Genomic DNA, 18,657 nt, shown 5'->3' with positions numbered 1-18,657 from the left:
ACGAGACGGTGAGACGAAAGAGGGGGTGGACTGCAATGGGATGTGAGGTCAGTGATAGCTGACGTCCACGCTCTCCTCGGCGCTATGGGCCAGATGGGTCATGGCATAGATGAAAAATTCGGCAGGGGAGAGCGGCTTGGAGTAGTAGTAGCCCTGGATCTCGTCCACCCCAATATGGGCCAGCTGCTGCAGTTCATGCAGGCTCTCCACCCCCTCGGCCACCACCACCAGCCCCAGCTGATGGGATAGCTTGGTGATGGACTCGACGAACATGAATTGCCGCGGGTCGGTCTCGATGTTGCTGACGAAGGACTTGTCAATCTTGAGCTTGTCAAAGCTCAGAGACATCAGATAGGAGAAGGAGGACCAGCCGGTGCCGAAATCATCCAGTGCGATGCGCACGTGGATGTGTTTGAGCTCCTTGAAGATGCGCTGGCTGAGCGGCAGATCGTCGAGGGCGATGGTCTCGGTCAGCTCCAGAATGAGCTGTTCGGCGCGCAGCGGGCTCTGTTGCAGCATCTCGTTCACCTGGTGGAACAGGGCCGGGGTGAACATGGAGTTGGAGAGGTTGATGGCCAGCTCCAGCTTGTCCACGAAGCTGGCCGGCAGCTGCGACATGTCGTGGTTGACCCGGCTGAAGATCCATTTGCCGAGCAGCTCGCCGAGGCCGTTCTCCTCCGCCATGGCGATGATGTCCAGCGGGTTGATGAAGCCGTATTCGGGGTGATGCCAGCGGATCAGCACCTCGGCTCCCATGTTGTAGGCATTGCCCGGTTTTATCACCGGCTGATAGTGCAGATAGAGGGTGCTGTTGGAGATGATATTCAGATGTTCACGCAGCTCGGCAGCCAATTTCCGGTTGCGACTGTAGTGCTCGAACATCCGGTGGTTGAACACTTGCAGGTGGTTTTCCTTGAGCTTTTTGGCATTGGCGAGGGCAATGTCGGCGAACAGGATCAGCTCCTCGATCTTGTGGGCCGTGATGGGGTGCTGGCTTATCCCCATGCTGACGCGCACCCGGTGCGCCGGATCGGCCTGAAAGACGGTGGGCCTCAATTCATCCAGCAGCCGGACAAGGTAGGGAACACGGTGCTCGATGGGCATGGCGCCATAGATGAAGAGGGCAAATTCATCGCCGCCCATGCGGGCGATGAAGGCCTGCTCATGGGCATACTCTCTGATCTGGTTGGCCACCATGGTGAGCAGTTCATCCCCGGCGGCATAGCCCAGGCTGTCGTTGACCTCCTTGAAATTGTTCAACTCGACCAGGCAGATGGTCAGGGTACAGTCGTCGGGCTGCTTGCTCTTGGCCAGCCGCTCCAGCCGGGTCATGAAGGCGGCCCGGTTGGGCAGCAGGGTCAGTGGGTCGTTCCAGGCCAGGAAGTATTGCAGCTTCATCTCCCGGGAGACCACGAACAGGATGAGCAGGCCGATGGCCAGCAGGACGACCAGCACCAGTACATGCCCTTCCTTGGACTGCTGCAGCTCCTGACGCTGCTTGATGGCGGAGGGGCCGGTGAAGTTCATCACCATCAGATCCCGGATGGAAGGCAACAGCTTGCTTAGCCTAGTTTCCATCTCGGCCAGCCGGGCTGAATCGGGGGTGGGGTTGACCACGTCCTGCTCATACTCCTTGAGCACCTCAAAGAAGGCGCCGACTCTCTCGCTGGCCTGGTAGCGGGAACGAATAAGGGCGGTCTCCTGTCCGGTCAGGAAAATGTCCAGCCGGTTCCAGGCGATGTCATAGGCCTTGTTCAACTGCCCGGCATCGGTCTGACCGCTGCGATACAGCGACAGCTGCTCGTCAAAACCGTGCAGCTCCAGCTCCAGCTGGGCCAGAGACCAGGCGGAGAGCTGGTTGTATTTGACCATGTCGTTGAAGGTGCGATCGTAATTGAAGAGTGACTAGATGGTCACCCCCAGAAAGGAGACCATGATAAAGGCAAGGGAGAGGAACTTGCCCTTGATCATCATTACATCCCTTCAAGCTTGAGCACTTGCCACACCATCAGGCTGTGATATTGCTCGATATTGAGCTCGGGGTGGTCCGACAGGGGGTAGATGACCCAGACTGGGCCCTTGTTGCGCAGGGTCAGAGCCTTGCCATCTTCCTCGATGGCCAGCAGCACAGGGTATTTCTCGACATCTTGCCGCGGGATCACCGCGAAGTAGTCGTTCTGGGCCATCACTTTTATCTTGTCGGCAGTGACGCCGAGGGTATCGAGCAGCGTCTTGAGCAAGACGCCGCGATAGACATGGGAGCCCTTGGTCCAGGGAGTGGTAGTGGTGACGCTGGCTTGCGGCAGCGCCTGCAGCTGGGCGCGGCTGTACTCCATCTTGCCGGCGTTGTTGCAGCAACCCTTGGCGGCGACGCTGAGGATGACTTCATCGGCACTGTAGGCCTGGCCGCAGAAGAGTAAAGACAAGAGGTAAAACAGGGGTAAGGTTAGCGCTTTCATGGTGGGTTCCTTATGGGCAACTTATTGATATCCAGCCTGTTGAGGCCGTTTCGCTCTAACCATAGACCATTTCCGAATGACTATTGATGATGGTTTCAGGTAACCACAAGGCCTCATTTTCTTCACATCTATTACACAACCGGCACGTGCCTTGCCAAATTGATCCAACTCATCTTTTTGTCAATTAGATGAGGGGTATCTGGGTGAAGCTACCACCAGAGTTCATATTCTGATTTAAATTCAAGGTGTTTACCCGGCCCCAGACACGGGATGTTTCACGTTGGCAGAGGTGGACACGCATCATGAACAGCAACACCCCATACACCCGCAGCGGTGAGCACGTTTCCCAGCAGGTTGATCTGCGCCAGGTGGTATACGCCTTGTCGGCGTCGCTGGATCTGGTCGGCATCGGTGATGTGGCACACGGCAAGCGGGTCGGCATCATGGCTGCTGAGTGCGGCAAGGCGCTGGGAGCAAATGCCAGCGAGCGAGCCTGCCTGTTCGAGCTGGGGGTGCTGCACGACATCGGCGTCTCCTCCACCTTTATTCATTGTCATCTGGTCAGCGAGTTTGACTGGGAGTCCTCCCAGTTCCACTGCGAGGTCGGTCATGACCTGCTCAAGGACTTTCCGCCGCTGGCGCCCCTGGCGGAACCCATCCGTTATCACCACACCCACTGGCACCGGTTGGTACAAACCCCTGGACTGGCGGCGGGCGTGATGCGCCAGGCCAATCTCATTTTTCTGGTAGACCGGGTGGATGCCCTGGCGGCACCTCATTACGGCGACGGCTCCCTGTTGATGCACACCCACGAGATCCGGCAACGGATCGAGGCGTGCGCCGGCGAGTTTTTCGATCCCGAGCTGGTGGCGGCCTTCCTCTTGGCATCCCGCTCGGAGGCGTTCTGGCTGCAACTGGAGGGGCGCGCCATCAGCGACTACATGCACGACATGCTGAGCGAGCGGGAACCCTGTCTCACCAGCAACGGCGAGCTCAAGCAGCTGGCGCGGATCTTCTCGGCCATCGTCGATGCCAAGAGTCCCTTCACCGTGGCCCACTCCCTCGGCGTGGCCAGACTGGCCCGGCTGTTGGCCGAGCTGATGGGCATTGAAGAGGGGCACTGCGAGCAGCTGGAGATTGCCGGGCTGCTGCACGATCTCGGCAAGCTGCGGGTGCCTGACGAGATCCTCGACAAGGCGGGGTCACTCGATGAGCGGGAGCGGGCCATCATCAATACCCACAGTTTCGAGACCTACCAGATCCTGCGCCATATCGACGGCTTCGAGGCGATCGCCCTGTGGGCCTCCTATCACCATGAAGAGCCCAATGGTTGCGGTTACCCTTTCCACCTGACCGCCGAAGCGATGCCGCTGGAGGCGAAGATCCTGCGGGTGGCCGACATCTTCCAGGCCATGGTGCAGAACCGACCCTACCGGGAGGGGTTGAGCGCCGGGCAGGCGCTCGGCTTTTTGCAGCAACTGGCCAGCCAGAGCCGGGTCGATGTGGAAGTGGTTGCGACCCTGGCCGCCCATCTGCCGCAGGCGCTGTGTGCCGCCTGCGGGCAAGCTCCTGAAATCAGTTCAAGCCACTGACGGGCTGTCTCCGTTGGCAGGGGCTTATCCTCTGCGCAGGCAGGTCTAGAGGAACATGCCGCCCGAGGCCTCGATGCGCTGGGCATTGATCCAGCGGCTGTCAGGGGAGAGCAGGGCGGCAATCACGCCACCTATGTCTTCCGGCTGGCCCACCCGTCCCAGGGCGGTTTGACTGGCGATGAAGTCGTTGACGGCCTGATTGTCCCGCACCACACCCCCACCAAAGTCGGTCTCGATGGCCCCCGGTGCCACCACGTTGACGGCGATGCCGCGCGGCCCCAACTCCTTGGCCAAATAGCGGGTCAGCACTTCGACACCCCCCTTCATGGCCGCATAGGCGGCATAACCGGGCAGCGCAAAGCGGGTGAGCCCGCTCGACAGGTTGAGGATGCGCCCGCCATCGCGGATCAGCGGCAGCAGCTGCTGCGTCAGAAAGAACACCCCCTTCAGGTGAATGTTGAACAGGGTATCGAACTGCTGTTCGGTGGTCTGCTCTATGGTGGCGTGAATGCCGATGCCGGCGTTGTTGACCAGAAAATCGATCTGCTGGCGCTGCCATGTGCTCAGCAACTCCTGTACCTGGCGGGCGAAGGTGGCAAAGCTGCTGCTGTCGGCAACATCGAGGGGCAAGGCGTGGGCCCTGACGCCGAGTGCGGTCGCCTCGGCCACCACGGCCGCCGCTTCATCGGCCTGACTGCGATAGGTGATGATGAGGTCGACGCCGCGAGCGGCGAGGGCCAGCGCCGCCTGTTTGCCAAGGCCGCGGCTGGCGCCGGTGATGAGTGCGATGGGGTGGGCCATGTGAGGACTCCTGTCTGTGGGTAATGCGCTCGGGATGAGCCGGTGTGATCACTCTATTGTCCATTGTTGATTGGATAAATACGGCGATAATGAATGCACTGTTCCAATTGGCGAGACAATGGCGGCATGGATCAACTGGATGCGATGAGAATGTTTGTGCGGGTGGCGGAGCTGGAGAGCTTTACCCGCAGTGCCGAACAGCTAGGAGTCCCCAAGGCGACGCTCTCGGCGACCATTCGGCGGCTGGAGGAGCAGATGGGCACCCGCTTGCTGCAACGCACCACCCGGCGGGTGCAGCTGACCCCGGATGGCAAGCTCTGTTACGCCCGCTGCCAGGATCTGCTGGCGGACATGGAGGAGTTCAACGCGCTGTTTCGCCAGCAGGGGCAGCTGAGCGGCCAGCTGCGGGTGGACATGCCGAGCCGGATGGCCCGCCATCTGGTGATCCCGGCGCTGCCCGCCTGGCTTGCGGCCCACCCCGACCTGCAACTGCTGCTGAGCAGCACGGACCGGCGGGTTGATCTGGTGCGGGAGGGCTTTGACTGCGTGATCCGGGTCGGGGCACTCGAGCCCTCCAGCCTGGTGGCGCGCCCCCTCGGCCACTACCGCCAGATCAACTGTGCCAGCGCGGCCTACCTGGCCCGCCATGGAACACCGCGCAATCTGAGCGAGCTGAGCGACCATCGGCTGGTGCACTACGGTGGCGGCAGCGGGCTCAGGGAGAGCGGTTTCGAGTACCTGCAGGGGGATGGCTCTCGCGCCGTGCTGGCGATGAGCGGGGCGCTCACGGTGAACGACAGCGAATCCTATCTGGCGGCGGCGCTGGCCGGGCTTGGCATTATCCAGCTGCCGCGAGTCGGGGTGGAGCCACTGCTGGCCAGCGGCGAGCTGGTGGCCATCCTGCCAAAGTGGCAGGCGCCGCCGCTGCCCATTCACGCCCTCTATGCCCATCGCCGCCAGCTGGCTCCCCGGGTGCAGGCGTTCATCCTGTGGTTGAGCGGCATTCTGGCATCAGCCCTGGAGCCTGACGGACTGCGTGATAGCGGGCAGCAAAGCGTCGGGAGCGACGCGGCCGATTGACTCGTTGACGTTACTCTCATCGGCGGCCGGCACTGCGGGCCTCTCTATGGTTGCCATCGACAATCCCGGTTTGGCGCAAGGGGCGGGCTTGGGCATAATGACGCCCCATGTTGGTCGCCCCTTTGCTGCGCGGCCAGACCCAGCAACAGTGCAGAGGAGATGAGATGAAATTTATCGGAGCCCACGTCAGTGCGGCCGGCGGGGTGGAGAACACCATCGCCCGCGCCCAGGCCATCGGCGCCAATGCCTTCGCCCTGTTTACCAAGAACCAGCGCCAGTGGCAGGCGGCGCCGCTCTCCGAGACCAGCATCCGCGCCTTCAAGCTGGCCTGCGAGAAGGGGGGCTTTCGCCCCGAGCAGATCCTGCCCCACGACAGCTACCTCATCAATCTGGGTCATCCCGACCCCGACGGCCTCGCCAAGTCCCGCGATGCCTTTCTGGACGAAATGAAGCGCTGCGAACAGCTGGGGCTCTGCTACCTCAATTTTCATCCGGGCAGCCACCTGAAGCAGATCCCGGAGGCGGCCAGCCTCAAGCTGGTGAGTGAATCCATCAACTGGGCGCTGGAGCGCAGCCAGGGGGTGACGGCGGTGATCGAAAATACCGCTGGCCAGGGCACCAACCTCGGCTGGTCGTTCGAGCATCTGGCCACCATCATCGACGGGGTAGAGGACAAGAGTCGGGTCGGCATCTGCTTTGACACCTGTCACGCCTTTGCTGCCGGTTATGACCTGCGCACTGCAGACGCTTGCGCCGCCGTCTTTGCCGAGTTCGAGCAGACGGTGGGCTTCCAGTATCTGAAGGGGATGCATATCAACGGCGCCAAGTGCACCTTCGGCAGCCGGGTCGATCGCCACCACAGTCTGCGCGAGGGGAACCTGGGGGAGGCGGTGTTTCATCACATCATGAATGACCATCGCTTCGACGGCATTCCGCTGATCCTGGAGACCATCGACGAGTCCATCTGGGGCGACGAGATCCGCTGGTTGCGCAGCCTGGCGAAGGCATGATGACTGACTGGCAGACAGCATAAGGAAACAGGGATGCAAGATAGATCAAGCGACCAGCCGCTGCGCTGGGGGATTGCCGGGGCGGGGGCCATTGCTCGCCGTTTTTGTCAGGATGTGAACGGGCACGCCAGTGGCAGCCGGGTGGTGGCGATCGCCGCCCGTGATCAAGCGCGGGCGCAGGCCTTTGCCGACGAGCAGGGGCTGCCCCACGCCCATGGCAGCTATCAGGCGCTGGCGGCCAGCCCCCAGGTGGAGGCGGTCTATGTGGCGGTGATCCACCCGGAGCACGCCGCCCTGATCGAACTCATGCTGCTGGCGGGCAAGCACGTGCTGGTGGAAAAACCGGCGGTGACCCGGGTGGCGGACTGGGATCGGCTGGTGCGGCTCGCCGCCGAGCGGGGCCTGCTGTTGATGGAGGCGATGAAGGTGATGTGCTTCCCCGCCATGCGTGAATTGCTGGGGCGGCTTGCCGCCCTGCCGGCCCCCGACAGGCTGCGGGCCGCCTTTGGCTCGGTGCAGGCGCGGGACGGCAAGCTGTTCGACCCGGCGCTGGCCGGCGGCGCCGCCTGGGATGTGGGGGTCTATCCGCTCTGGCTCTATGCCGCCCTGTGTCACCAGCTCGGACTGGCGGCGGGTGAGCCCGAGGTCACGCTGTCTCGCCAGGCGGGCGAGGTGGACGAAGCCGTCCGTTTTGAGTTTGCCGGCCCGCTCAAGGCCGAACTGGCCGCCTCCATCGTCGCGGATCTCGACAAGTCTGCCTGGCTGTCCGGGCCCGGCTGGGCGCTGGAGCTGGTGGGCAAGTGGTGGAATCCCCAGCAGATAGCGTGGCGTGGTGGCGACCCCCTGCCAGCCTGGCCACACGACATCGCGCAGCCGGTCGGGGGCGGTGGCATGCAGCACGAGGCGGATCACTTTGCCGCCTGCGTCAGACAAGGATTGAGCGACTCGCCCTGGGTGCCGCAGGCGCTGAGCAGACAAGTGCTGGGCTGGGTCGAGCGGGGATTGCAGCCCGCGAAACGCTGAGTCACAAGGCTGAATGACAAAGAGGGAGAGCCTGGGCTCTCCCTCTTCTATTGCTGCCGATACTTTGGTGGCAAGGGCAATATGCTGCCCGATCATCCGATTGGCTCAGGTGTGGCTGGCATCGCTGTGCAACACATCCTCCTGGGCGCGGCAAAATTGCAGAAAGCGGCGCAGGGTGGCGGAGTGATACTTCTGCCGATGCCAGATGAGGGAGAGCTGACGGGGGAAGCGACGGGTCAGGGGCAGGGCCACCAGACGACCGGCCTGCAACCGATCCGACACCGCCAGGTGAGAGATGAAGGAGATGCCGAGCCCCTTCTCGACCGCCAGCATCACCGCCTCCAGGGTATTGAGTTCGAGCCCCGCCTGCCAGCGCGGCAGTTCGGGCTGGATCTGCTGCTCGAACTGCTCGCGGCTGCCGGACTGGGGCTCGCGCAGCACCCAGGTCTCATCGCTCAGCTGGGCGAGGGAGAGACGGCTGCGGCCGGCGAGGGGGTGAGCGGGCTGGGCCACGATCAGCATCTCGTCGTGGAGCCAGGGCTCGCTGACCAGATCCGGGTGGTGGTTCTCCCCCTCGATCAGCGCCAGATCCAGCTCGAAGTTGGCCAGCAGGTGGCAGAGCTGGTGGGTATTGGTGATGGTGACGCGGGGCGGCTGCCCCAGCTCCTGCTTGCTGGTGGCGAGCAGGGCTGGCAGCAGGTAGTTGCCGATGGTCTGGCTGGCGCCCAGGCGCAGCTGGCCGCTCGGTTCGGCATCCGGGCTGAACAGGGTTTCGATGTCCTGCATCCGGGTCAGCAGCTCCTCGGCCGCCGGTTGCAGCAGTCGCCCCTCGTTGTTGAGCTGCAATCTGGGATGAATGCGATCGAACAGCGGGGTGGCGAGCTGGCGCTCCAGCTCCTGCAACGACTGGGAGACGGCGCCCTTGCTCAGGCACAGTTCATTGGCGGCCAGCCCCAGATTGCCGTAACGGGCGATGGTGGCAAAGACCTTGAGTTGTTGCAGGGTCAGCTTCATGTTTGGATATCCTGAACGATTGATTTAATTCATTTAGATATCGTAAACGATACGGGGCCATTATCCTATGCCCATCGTCTCTCATCAGAGGTTTCAGACATGATCGCAAGAACCCGTCAATCCTTAGGCAAAGCCCCGACTCCCATGGCAGGGCTGGCGCTCGGGATCGCCAGTCTCGGTTGGTGCTGGGAAAATGCCGGTCACTTCGATGGCCGCCTGCAGTTGCTGGGCGCCGCCGTTGCCGCCGTGCTGCTGGTGATCCTGACCTTCAAGTTTCTGCTGCACCCGCGCCTGCTGTGGCAGGATCTGGCCCACCCCGTGGTCGGCAGCGTGGTGCCCACCTATGCCATGGGCACCATGGTGGTCTCCAAGGCGGTCGGCATGCTCGACGCCGGTCTGGGCGAGGGGCTCTGGCTGTTTGCTGTGCTGCTGCACCTGGCGTTCCTGGCCACTTTCGTCTGGCATCGGGCCAAACAGTTTGAAATCCACCACATGGTGCCGAGCTGGTTCGTGCCGCCTGTGGGGATCATCGTTGCTGACGTCGCCTTCCCGGGCGGCCAGTTTGCGGCGCTGGCCAACGGCTTGCTCTGGTTCGGCATGCTCTGCTACGGCCTGATGCTGCCGCTGATGCTCTATCGCCTCATCTTCAGCCATGAAGTGCCGGATGCCGCCAAGCCGACCATCGCCATCCTGGCGGCCCCCGCCAGCCTGTCACTGGCCGGTTACCTGACCGTGAGCGAGGAACCCTCCTTGCTGCTGGTGGCCGTGCTGCTGGGGATTGCGGTGCTGATGACCGGCATCATCTATCTGGCCTTCATCAAGCTGCTGCGTCTGCCGTTCTCACCGGGCTACGCCGCCTTCACCTTCCCGCTGGTGATCGGCGCCACCGCCCTGTTCAAGGTGAGCCACCTGGCCGAGCAGTGGCCCCAGGCTGCCGAGTATGTCGAGCAGATCCGGTTGCTGGCCCACTTCGAACTGGGCGCCGCCACCCTGATCGTCGGCTATGTGGCCCTGCGCTACCTGATGTTCTTCCTGCCGCTCGGCGGCAGCGACGAGATGACGCACGGCATGGTTCGTCGCTAAGAAGAGGACGGCGAGAGCCGGGATACGGGGTGTTGATGAGCAACCTTGCAGCAGACAGGGGCCATCAACCGGATAATGACCAAGCGCTTTACCCTCGGGTGAAGCGCTTTTTGTACCGGTTCTGGCAGCGAAAGGTGCCATTCATGCCCGTTGGCGCCCCGTTTTTTGCGCCAGCGCCCAGCCTGGGGGGACAATGATGAATTTCACTGGTATTACCTGTCAGGACGAATACAATGCAGCTCCATTTTCTTAGCTTGATCCCCATCCATGTCTTCCCATGATCCCGTGTTTGACACCCGCTTCGAGGCCAGATTTCTGCATCCACGCTATTGGCTCAGCTGGCTGGCGCTTGGCGTACTGATGCTGCTGGCGTTCGTGCCGGTCCGTCTGCGCGACCGTCTCGCCGCCGCCCTGGCACCGCTGGTGTTCCGTATCTCGAAAAAGCAGATCTATATCGCCAGAACCAACCTGGCACTCTGTTTTCCGCAAAAGAGCGAGGCCGAACGCGACGCCATCCTGATGACCTCGATCCGGGTCGGTCTCAAGAGTCTGCTCGGCTTTGGCGAGTTCTCCGTGCGTAGCCCCGCCTATCTGATGAGCCGGATGCAGGTCAGCGGCTGGGAACATATCGAGGCGGAGCAGGCCGCCGGCCGACCGGTGATCCTGGTGGTGCCCCACAGCTGGCCGGTGGATGCGGCCGGTTACTACTTCACCCGGCGCGGGGTGCCCATGTGCACCATGATGAAACGGGCGCGCAACCCGGTCTTTGACTGGCACCTCAATCGGGCCCGCGCCCGCAACGGCTGCCGGGTCTATGAGCGCAGTGCCGGCATCAAGGCGGTGATCCGTACCATCAAGGGCGGTCGCAGCTTCTTCTATCTGCCAGATCAGGATCATGGCCGCGAGAAGAGCATCTTTGCCCCTTTCTTCGGGCACCCCAAGGCGACGCTGCCGGCGTTGCCACGGCTGGTGCAGGTGAGCGGCGCCAAGGCGGTGCCGCTGCTGGCCTGCTATGACGAGGCCAAGCACTGCTACCGGCTGGAGATCGACGCGCCGTTTGACAACTATCCCACCGAGGACGTGATGGCCGACACCTGCCGGATGAACGACATGGTGCAGCAGCAGCTCTGCCGCGACCCCGGTCAGTACATGTGGTTCCTCAAGATCTTCGATACCCGTGAGGATCAGGTCGGCCTGGATGGTCGCTACGAGGCGGGGATCCAGCGCATCCGCAGTGGCTTGCAGCCGCTGCCCTGAGGTGACACGCCTTTATGTCATATGGCCCTGCGGGGCCATTTTTATTGGCGATGGTGACCCGCCATGGGGGGAGGGCTTCCTTGCCTGCCAGCCCGGTAGCCGGGGGGCGTGGCCGCCAAAGTGGAAAAATTTGTCAGGATAATTAAAATAACCGTTTATTTTCTATGACTTGATGGCGGCCATGTCCTCACACGATCCGGTTTTTGACACCTCATTTCATCCCCGTCTGCTGCATCCGCGCTGGTGTGGCAGCTGGCTGGCGCTCGGTCTGCTCTGTCTGCTGGCGCTGGTGCCCCATGGCCTGCGCGACCGGCTCGCCAACCGTCTGGCACCCACCCTACTGCGGATTTCTAAGAAGCAGGCCTACATTGCCGAGACCAACCTCAAGATCTGTTTTCCCGAGCTGGACGAGGCTGGCCGTCAGGCCCTGCTGCTCAAATCGATCCGGGTCGGTCTCAAGACCTTCATGGGCTTTGCCGAACTGACCCTGCGCAGCGCCGCTCATCTGGCCAGCCGGGTCAAGGTGCGTGGCTGGGAGCATATCGAGGCAGAGCGGGCCGCCGGCCGGCCGGTGATCCTGGTGGTACCCCACACCTGGGCGGTGGACATGATCGGCCGCTACTTCGCCATTCGGGGGCTGACCATGTGCACCATGATGAAGAGCCCGAAAGATCAGGTGTTTGACTGGTACATCAACCGCGAGCGGGCCAAGGGCGGCAAGGTATATGAGCGCAGCGTCGGCATCAAGCCGGCCATCAAGGCGATCCGCAGCGGCGCCAGCTTCTTCTACCTGCCGGACCAGGATCACGGCCGCGAGGCCAGCATCTTCGTGCCTTTCTTTGGCCATCCCAAGGCGACCCTGCCGGCCCTGCCCAAGCTGGTGAAACTGACCGGCGCCAGGGCGGTGCCCATTCTCGCCTGTTATGACGAGGAGGAGGGCTGCTACCGGCTGGAGATCGAGCCGCCTTTCGACCCCTATCCCGGTGCGGATCTGGTGGCCGATGTCTGTGCCATGAACGGCATAGTGGAGCAGCAGCTGCGCCAGCATCCCGAGCAGTACATGTGGTTTCTCAAGATCTTCGAGACCATGGAGCACCAGCAAGGTTCGGATGGGTTCTACGAAGAGGGCATTAAGCGGATCCGTGGCGATCTCCCTCCCGGGGAGTGAGGCCGGCCGACCCGGCGGCGTGGGTTATCGCACCGGGATCATCGCGGTTGCCGGCACGCCGGGCGCCGTCAGGAAACAGGGATAGGCAAGTGGCCCGGGAGGGGCTATCTTCTGATGCGCAAATAGGGTAAAAGGGCGGCCATGAAAATTCCAAATCGAATCCAACCTCTGGTTGATGACGGCCTGGTCGATGACGTCATCAGCCGGCTGATGAGCGGCAAAGAGGCCGACGTCTATGTGGTGCGCTGCGGCGACGAGATCCGCTGCGCCAAAGTCTATAAAGAGGCGTCCAAGCGCAGCTTCAAGCAGGCCGTGGTCTATCAGGAAGGGCGCAAGGTGCGCGGCAGTCGCGATGCCCGCGCCATGGAGAAAGGCTCCAAATACGGTCGCAAGCAGCACGAAGAGGTGTGGCAGAACACCGAAGTCGATGCCCTGTTCAAACTGGCGGCGGCCGGGGTGCGGGTGCCCAGGCCCTATGTCTGCCTCGATGGCGTGCTGCTGATGGAGCTCATCACCGACGAAGAGGGCAATGTCGCCCCCCGTCTCAACGACGTGGCGCTCTCTGCCGAGCAGGCGGTCATCGACCATGCCAAGGTGATCCGTTACGTGGTGCGCATGCTCTGCGCCGGCCTCATCCACGGCGATCTCTCCGAGTTCAACGTGCTGGTGGATGAACAGGGCCCGGTCATCATCGACCTGCCCCAGGTGGTGGATGCCGCCGCCAACAACCAGGCCAGGGCCATGCTGGAGCGCGACGTCAACAACATGCGCAACTACTACGGCATGTATGCCCCCGAGCTGCTCAAAACCCGCTACGCCCGGGAGATGTGGGCCCTGTATGAAGATGGCAAGCTGACCCCGGACAGCGAGCTGACCGGCTTGTTCGAGGAGAGCCGCGAGCAGGTGGATCTCGACTCAGTGCTGCACGAGATCGAGAGCGCCCAGGAGGAGGCGTTGGCCCGTCAGGCCAGGATGAAGGCCGAAGAGGAAGACAGCTACTGATCTTTCTGGTGGCCGTGGTCAGTGAAAAAAGAGCGCCTTGTGGCGCTCTTTTTTATTGTCTGCCGCTCAGCCCTGGCCCTTGGCCGGGACCAGTCGGTAAAACCGGAGCCAGCAGCGATCGCCAGTATGGTAGCGGCGATCCAGCCATTGCCCGCCGGCGGCGGCAATGACCTTGAGCGAGGCGGGATTTGCCTCGTCACAGCTGATGAGCACGGGCTCGCTCAGCACATGGCGCTGCAGCCAGCCGAGCAGGGTGCGGGCGACGCCTTGACCCCGGCGGGAGGGACGGGTCTCGTAACCGATGTGGCCAAGCCACTGGCGGGTGGCCGGGTTGTCGCCGTGGCGCAGGCGCAAGGTGGCGAGGATCTCTTCCCCTTCGAGGGCAAAATAGGTGGTGGTGGGCGGGTAGCCCGGCGGCAGATGCAGTCCATCGGCCTGGGCGAGCAACTCCTGCAGCCACTGCTCCGGGTCGAATTGCGCCACCTGATAAAGCGGCAACCCGGCGGCGCCACACTCGGCCACGTAGCGGCGGTAGGCGGGGGCGTCGGTCAGCCGAGCGGCCCGGCACTCGATGAGGGGTTGCATCAGGTCTGGGTGGCCAGGGGCCACAGCGGCCTGGGCTTGCTGTGGTGCGGCTCCTGGATGCAGGCGCGCTGGCGGCCAGCCTGTTTGGCGGCATAGAGTGCCCGATCCGCGCGCGGATAGGCCTGCTCGAAGCGCTCACCCTGCTGCAGCGAGGTCAGTCCGATGCTGAGGCTGATGGGGCCGCCGGCCAGCGGCCGGGTGGCGTCTGCGACCCGTTGCTGCAGGGTCTGGCAGCAGGCCGGCAGCGTTTGCGATGTCTCCATCACCAGCAGTGCCAGCTCGTCGCCGCCAAGGCGGCCGGCCAGCCCCGCCGGTGGCAGGCTCTCCCGGATCACCCGGCCCACCGCCCGCAACATGGCGTCGCCGGCGGGGTGACCGTGGCGGTCGTTGATCTGCTTGAAGTTGTCCAGGTCGATCAGCAGCAGTTGCCATGGGCGGGCACTGCGACAGGCGCGCGCCGCCAGCTGCTGCTCGAAATGGTGGCGGCTGTCCAGCCCGGTCAGAGCATCCAGGTTGGCGCGTCGCTCCAGCTCGCGCTGGGTGGCGAGCAGCGCTTGCTGCTGGCGAGTGTGCACCAGGCTCAGCAAAATGAAGCTGCGGGCGATGGTAAAAAGCAGGCTGAGCAGGATCACCGGGCCGAGCAGGGGATCGGTCAGGCTGGAGGCGGCCGACTCCGGCCACCACTGATGCTTGGCCATTCTGACCAGCTGCAGGGCCAGTTGCAGGGCGAGCAGCAGGATGGCGAAGCGCAGCACCCGGTAGGCGGGGGCCAGCCGCTGATAGCGCCAGAGCTGCCACAGCAGCAGGCAAATCTGCAGCGAGATGGCCCCGGAGAGCACCACGATCCGGCTGTGTATGTCATCCGGTGGCAGCTGCGCGGCGGTAACGGCAAACAGCAGGAAGCCGGCGAGGGCGAGGAGCGGGCAGAGCCAGCCGAAACGGTCGGCCTCGCGCCGAAAGAAGTGGCGCAGCCCCCGCTCATAGAGCAGCGGGGTGGCGATGAGCAGCAGGTTGGTAAGCAGGATATTGGCAAGGGAGCTCTCCCCCGTGAGGGTTCGCAGCAGCAGGCAGCCAAAGGCAGCGGCGATGGCCAGTTCGCTGGCCGACCAGTAGAGCAGGGAGCGCAGCGGTCGCTGGGTATGCCACAAGTAGGCGAAAATGGCCGCGACCCCGATGTGCGACAGGCTGACGAACAGCACCAGACTCAGCAACTGGGCCGAGGAAAACAGACTCTGCATCAAGGGTTTGGGCTCTTCCTGCCGGGAACGGCGCAGCGACCTCAGGGCCGGGTGACTGGACCGGATCACAGCATGAATTGCGCCGCTGAGCAATGGTTTAAGTGATCCGGGCACGATCGCGGCAACAACCGCCACAAGAGGGCTGCTGACTCGATTAATCAGGGGCGGGGCATGACGCCGGGGAGTTTATGCTTCCCTCCCTCTTGGGTCAGTCGCTCACGACCGGCAGCCGCATGACGGTGGCCTCCCGGCCGAGGTGGGCCAGCAGGCGGCGCACGTCGTCGAGGCGGATAAGCAGGGTGGCGGTATTGACCAGCGGGTGGCACTGCACCCGCTCGGCCTGCCAGATCGTTTCATCCACCACCAGTTCCACCGCTTTTTCCCTGTCGCGCACCATGGCGAGCAGGGTGACGGAACCCGGGGTGAGGCCAAGCACGGCTTCCAGGCGCTCTGGCGAGCCAAAGCTCAGCCGCTTGACGCCAAGGGCGGCAGCCAGACCTTTGAGATCGACCCGGCTCTCTTCCGGCGTCACCACCAGAAACAGTCGCTCGCTCTTCGGGTCACGCAGGAAGAGGTTCTTGGTCTTGGCGGCGGGCAGCTTGGGCAGCAGCCGACTGGCCTCCTCGCAGGTGAAGACGGGGGCGTGATCGATGCGCTGATAGGGAATGGCCAGCTGATCCAGCAGAGAGTAGAGCGCCACATGACCTCCTGATGTCGGGTGAAGAGTGGGTGATGAATAGCACGGCGAATAAAGCCGCCACCGGCAGTGGCTGCCACTCTGGCCGAGCTTACCAGTTTGCGGCGCGACTCGCAGCCTGGCGTGGCCATTGCGGCTGGCGTGGCAATTGCAGCAAAGCACTGTATGAACGTACAATGGTTCCATCCCAGCGTTGACCCCAGTAGCCTGCATGACCGAAATCCAGCCTGTTCCTCCCGTTACTCTGCCACTCGATGGCTTCATCCTGACCCGTCACGGGCGGGATGTGCGCGGCCGCAACGGGCATGGCGAACGCACCGAGATCGTGATGTGGCTCTGGAGCGCGCAGGGGCCGGTGCGACTGGTGGTACCGGGACAGGAGCCGGTCTTCTTCCTGCCCCAGAGCCATATGGAAGAAGCCGCCGAGCTGTTCAAGGGGGCGGGGGTGAGCGGGCGGTTTCGCCGCCTGCCGATGCACACCTTCGACGGCCGCGCCGTGGTGGGCTGCTACTTTGCCACCTTGAGCGCCTTTCACCGCGCCATCGAGCTGCTGCTCATCCGCGGGCTGGAGCACTTCGAGGCGGATATCCGGCTACCGGAGCGCTATCTGATGGAGCGTTTCATCACCGCCGGCGTGCGCTTCGAGGGGCGCACCCTCAAGAAAGGGGGCAAGCACGGCTACTGGGAGGTGAACGAGGCACGCTGCGCACCGCAGGCGGTGACGCCGACCCTCTCCTGGGTGTCGCTGGACGTGGAGTGCGCCATGGACGGGGCGCTCTTCTCGGTGGGGCTCTATAGCGAAGAGGATGCGCGGGTCATCATGATCGGTACGCCGGAGGCGGATGCCGACAGCTGGAGTACCCAGGTCGAGTGGGTGGCGGACGAGAGCGCCCTGCTGAATGCGCTGGAGCGCTGGTTTGTGCGGCACGACCCCGATCTGGTGATTGGCTGGAACGTGGTCAACTTCGACTTTCGCCTGCTGCTGCGCCGCGCCGAGCTCAACAAGCGGCGGCTGCGGCTGGGGCGCGGCCACGAGCTTTGCTTCTGGCGATCCTCGCGCAACGACCCCCAGAGCGGCAGCGTCATCATCCCCGGGCGCATGGTGCTGGACGGCATCGACACCCTCAAAAGCGCCACCTGGCAGTTCCCGAGTTACAGTCTGGATGCGGTGGCAAGCGAGCTACTCGGCCGCGGCAAGGATATCGAGGACGTGGCCAACCGGGGCGAGAAGATCACCGAGCTGTTCCACTCCGACAAGGAGGCGCTGGCCCGCTACAACCTGGAAGATTGCCGGCTGGTGTGGGAGATCTTCGATTTCTGCCACCTCATCCCCTTTGCCATCGAGCGCGCCTCCCTCACCGGCCTTGAGCTGGACCGGGTAGGGGGCTCGGTGGCCGCCTTTACCAATCTCTATCTGCCACGGCTACATCGCGGCGGCTACGTGGCCCCCAATCTGCCGGCCGACGGCGGGCTCGCAAGCCCCGGCGGCTATGTGATGGACTCCAAACCCGGCCTCTATCGCCACGTGCTGGTGCTCGATTTCAAGAGCCTCTATCCCAGCATCATCCGCACCTTCTGCATCGATCCCATGGGGCTCATCGAGGGGCTGCAGCATCCCGAGCACGCCATTGCGGGCTTTCGCGGCGCCATGTTCTCCCGTGAGCGCCACTTCCTGCCGGATCTCATCGCCACCTTGTGGGCGGCGCGGGATCGGGCCAAGGCCGCCAGCAACAAGGCGCTCTCCCAGGCCATCAAGATCATCATGAACTCCTTCTACGGGGTGCTGGGCTCGGGGGGCTGCCGCTTCTACGACCCAAGGCTTGCTTCCTCCATCACCTTGCGCGGTCACGGCATCATGCAGCAGACCCGGGAGTGGATCGAAGGGGAGGGCTTCGAGGTGATCTATGGCGACACCGATTCCACCTTCGTGCACCTGGGGCGGGATGCCAGCCCCGAGCAGGCGGACGAGATTGGCCGGCGGCTGGCGAAGATGATCAACGACAACTGGGCGGCACTGATCACGCGCGAGTTCAACCTGCCGAGCTATCTGGAGATCCAGTACGAGACCCACTATCGCCGCTTCCTGATGCCCACCATTCGCGGGCTGGAGAAGGGGAGCAAGAAGCGCTATGCCGGATTGGTGGCGGGCCATCAGGCAGGTGAAGAGGAGCAGCTGGTGTTCAAGGGGCTCGAATCGGTGCGCACCGACTGGACGCCCCTTGCCAAGGCGTTTCAGACCCGCCTCTACGAAATGGTGTTTCACGACCAGGATCCCAGCGGCTATGTGCGCACCATGGTGGACGAGACCCGGGCCGGCCTGCACGACGAGCTATTGGTCTATCGCAAGCGGCTGCGCCAAAAACTCGAGGAGTATCAGAAGAACGTGCCACCCCATGTGCGGGCGGCGCGCCTGGCGGACGAGGAGAACCTGCGCCGCGGCCTGCCCCAGCGCTACCAGCACAGGGGCTCCATCGCCTACCTGATGACCCTCAATGGCCCCGAGCCGCTGGAATACCGGCGCAGCGCCATCGACTACGAGCACTACATCGACAAGCAGTTAAGGCCCATTGCCGATGCGATCCTCCCCTTTATCGGCGAGTCGTTCGAGCGGATCTGCGGCCAGCAGCTCGATCTCTTTTAAGCGGCGT

Annotated in this window: 15 protein-coding genes and 1 pseudogene; 9 read left to right on the top strand and 7 right to left on the bottom strand. The window is 63.4% G+C overall.

The features are described from left to right. Positions 1-48: 48 nt before the first annotated feature. A pseudogene (locus PG881_RS11595) lies at positions 49-1,974 on the bottom strand (putative bifunctional diguanylate cyclase/phosphodiesterase). Further along, a complete protein-coding gene (locus tag PG881_RS11590) occupies positions 1,974-2,459 on the bottom strand; it encodes a molybdopterin-dependent oxidoreductase (RefSeq protein ID WP_158197367.1) in 486 nt (161 codons plus the stop codon). The pseudogene PG881_RS11595 and the gene PG881_RS11590 overlap by 1 nt, the downstream one beginning before the upstream one ends. 302 nt (positions 2,460-2,761) lie before the next feature. On the opposite strand from PG881_RS11590, the gene PG881_RS11585 reads away from it, so the two are divergent. Then, positions 2,762-4,051 carry an HD-GYP domain-containing protein gene (locus tag PG881_RS11585; RefSeq protein ID WP_270800122.1) on the top strand — a complete coding sequence of 430 codons (1,290 nt, stop codon included), beginning with the start codon at positions 2,762-2,764 and terminating at the stop codon, positions 4,049-4,051. Between the two features lie 45 nt (positions 4,052-4,096). Here PG881_RS11585 and PG881_RS11580 read toward each other — a convergent pair whose 3' ends face one another. Then, a complete protein-coding gene (locus PG881_RS11580) occupies positions 4,097-4,852 on the bottom strand; it encodes an SDR family NAD(P)-dependent oxidoreductase (RefSeq protein WP_270800120.1) in 756 nt (251 codons plus the stop codon). A 126-nt stretch (positions 4,853-4,978) separates the two neighbouring features. Between PG881_RS11580 and PG881_RS11575 the strand changes: the two genes are divergently transcribed. From PG881_RS11575 to PG881_RS11565, 3 genes are all read left to right on the top strand, one after another. Further along, complete coding sequence (locus PG881_RS11575; protein ID WP_333563423.1) at positions 4,979-5,932, top strand: LysR family transcriptional regulator; 954 nt, start codon at positions 4,979-4,981, stop codon at positions 5,930-5,932. A 164-nt stretch (positions 5,933-6,096) separates the two neighbouring features. Further along, positions 6,097-6,942: a deoxyribonuclease IV gene (nfo, locus tag PG881_RS11570; protein ID WP_077095525.1), complete on the top strand. Its 846-nt coding sequence runs from the start codon at positions 6,097-6,099 to the stop codon at positions 6,940-6,942. 33 nt (positions 6,943-6,975) lie between these two features. Beyond that, positions 6,976-7,965 (top strand): Gfo/Idh/MocA family protein, encoded by a 990-nt coding sequence (locus tag PG881_RS11565; protein WP_270800116.1) that lies wholly within the window; start codon positions 6,976-6,978, stop codon positions 7,963-7,965. A 105-nt stretch (positions 7,966-8,070) separates the two neighbouring features. Here PG881_RS11565 and PG881_RS11560 read toward each other — a convergent pair whose 3' ends face one another. After that, positions 8,071-8,979, bottom strand: coding sequence for a LysR substrate-binding domain-containing protein (locus tag PG881_RS11560; protein WP_065477327.1), 909 nt, complete (start codon positions 8,977-8,979; stop codon positions 8,071-8,073). Positions 8,980-9,078: 99 nt separating this feature from the next. Between PG881_RS11560 and PG881_RS11555 the strand changes: the two genes are divergently transcribed. From PG881_RS11555 to PG881_RS11540, 4 genes are all read left to right on the top strand, one after another. Beyond that, complete coding sequence (locus PG881_RS11555; protein ID WP_270800112.1) at positions 9,079-10,062, top strand: TDT family transporter; 984 nt, start codon at positions 9,079-9,081, stop codon at positions 10,060-10,062. A 267-nt stretch (positions 10,063-10,329) separates the two neighbouring features. Continuing rightward, the gene (gene lpxM / locus PG881_RS11550; RefSeq protein ID WP_011705968.1) at positions 10,330-11,319 is read left to right on the top strand and encodes a lauroyl-Kdo(2)-lipid IV(A) myristoyltransferase; all 990 of its coding nucleotides are present in this window, start codon (positions 10,330-10,332) and stop codon (positions 11,317-11,319) included. A gap of 172 nt (positions 11,320-11,491) precedes the next feature. After that, positions 11,492-12,487 carry an LpxL/LpxP family acyltransferase gene (locus PG881_RS11545; protein ID WP_270800110.1) on the top strand — a complete coding sequence of 332 codons (996 nt, stop codon included), beginning with the start codon at positions 11,492-11,494 and terminating at the stop codon, positions 12,485-12,487. Between the two features lie 141 nt (positions 12,488-12,628). Beyond that, positions 12,629-13,489 (top strand): PA4780 family RIO1-like protein kinase, encoded by an 861-nt coding sequence (locus PG881_RS11540; protein WP_039214385.1) that lies wholly within the window; start codon positions 12,629-12,631, stop codon positions 13,487-13,489. Positions 13,490-13,555: 66 nt separating this feature from the next. On the opposite strand, the gene PG881_RS11535 is transcribed toward PG881_RS11540, so the two are convergent. The 3 genes from PG881_RS11535 to PG881_RS11525 form a co-directional block, all read right to left on the bottom strand. After that, entirely contained in the window at positions 13,556-14,074 is a 519-nt protein-coding gene (locus PG881_RS11535; protein ID WP_270800107.1) for a GNAT family N-acetyltransferase, read from the bottom strand. Beyond that, on the bottom strand, positions 14,074-15,312 hold the full coding sequence (locus tag PG881_RS11530) for a GGDEF domain-containing protein (RefSeq protein WP_270800105.1): 1,239 nt from the start codon (positions 15,310-15,312) through the stop codon (positions 14,074-14,076). The genes PG881_RS11535 and PG881_RS11530 overlap by 1 nt, the downstream gene beginning before the upstream one ends. Positions 15,313-15,520: 208 nt before the next feature. Then, entirely contained in the window at positions 15,521-16,012 is a 492-nt protein-coding gene (locus PG881_RS11525; protein WP_269381910.1) for a prolyl-tRNA synthetase associated domain-containing protein, read from the bottom strand. Between the two features lie 208 nt (positions 16,013-16,220). Here PG881_RS11525 and PG881_RS11520 point away from each other — a divergent pair, with 208 nt between their 5' ends. Beyond that, the gene (locus PG881_RS11520) at positions 16,221-18,650 is read left to right on the top strand and encodes a DNA polymerase II (protein WP_270800099.1); all 2,430 of its coding nucleotides are present in this window, start codon (positions 16,221-16,223) and stop codon (positions 18,648-18,650) included. Positions 18,651-18,657: the final 7 nt, after the last annotated feature.

The organism is Aeromonas sp. QDB54 (assembly GCF_027707385.1).
In the GTDB taxonomy this organism is placed as follows: Bacteria; Pseudomonadota; Gammaproteobacteria; order Enterobacterales; family Aeromonadaceae; genus Aeromonas; species Aeromonas hydrophila.
This window is presented reverse-complemented; position numbering and strand designations above follow the sequence as displayed.

Excerpts from the sequence above, each read along its gene's own strand:
- PG881_RS11590 (WP_158197367.1), bottom strand. The coding sequence starts at position 2,459 with ATGAAAGCGCTAACCTTACCCCTGTTTTACCTCTTGTCTTTACTCTTC.
- PG881_RS11585 (WP_270800122.1), top strand. The coding sequence starts at position 2,762 with ATGAACAGCAACACCCCATACACCCGCAGCGGTGAGCACGTTTCCCAG.
- PG881_RS11580 (WP_270800120.1), bottom strand. The coding sequence starts at position 4,852 with ATGGCCCACCCCATCGCACTCATCACCGGCGCCAGCCGCGGCCTTGGC.
- PG881_RS11575 (WP_333563423.1), top strand. The coding sequence starts at position 4,979 with ATGGATCAACTGGATGCGATGAGAATGTTTGTGCGGGTGGCGGAGCTG.
- nfo (WP_077095525.1), top strand. The coding sequence starts at position 6,097 with ATGAAATTTATCGGAGCCCACGTCAGTGCGGCCGGCGGGGTGGAGAAC.
- PG881_RS11565 (WP_270800116.1), top strand. The coding sequence starts at position 6,976 with ATGCAAGATAGATCAAGCGACCAGCCGCTGCGCTGGGGGATTGCCGGG.
- PG881_RS11560 (WP_065477327.1), bottom strand. The coding sequence starts at position 8,979 with ATGAAGCTGACCCTGCAACAACTCAAGGTCTTTGCCACCATCGCCCGT.
- PG881_RS11555 (WP_270800112.1), top strand. The coding sequence starts at position 9,079 with ATGATCGCAAGAACCCGTCAATCCTTAGGCAAAGCCCCGACTCCCATG.
- lpxM (WP_011705968.1), top strand. The coding sequence starts at position 10,330 with ATGTCTTCCCATGATCCCGTGTTTGACACCCGCTTCGAGGCCAGATTT.
- PG881_RS11545 (WP_270800110.1), top strand. The coding sequence starts at position 11,492 with ATGGCGGCCATGTCCTCACACGATCCGGTTTTTGACACCTCATTTCAT.
- PG881_RS11540 (WP_039214385.1), top strand. The coding sequence starts at position 12,629 with ATGAAAATTCCAAATCGAATCCAACCTCTGGTTGATGACGGCCTGGTC.
- PG881_RS11535 (WP_270800107.1), bottom strand. The coding sequence starts at position 14,074 with ATGCAACCCCTCATCGAGTGCCGGGCCGCTCGGCTGACCGACGCCCCC.
- PG881_RS11530 (WP_270800105.1), bottom strand. The coding sequence starts at position 15,312 with ATGCAGAGTCTGTTTTCCTCGGCCCAGTTGCTGAGTCTGGTGCTGTTC.
- PG881_RS11520 (WP_270800099.1), top strand. The coding sequence starts at position 16,221 with ATGACCGAAATCCAGCCTGTTCCTCCCGTTACTCTGCCACTCGATGGC.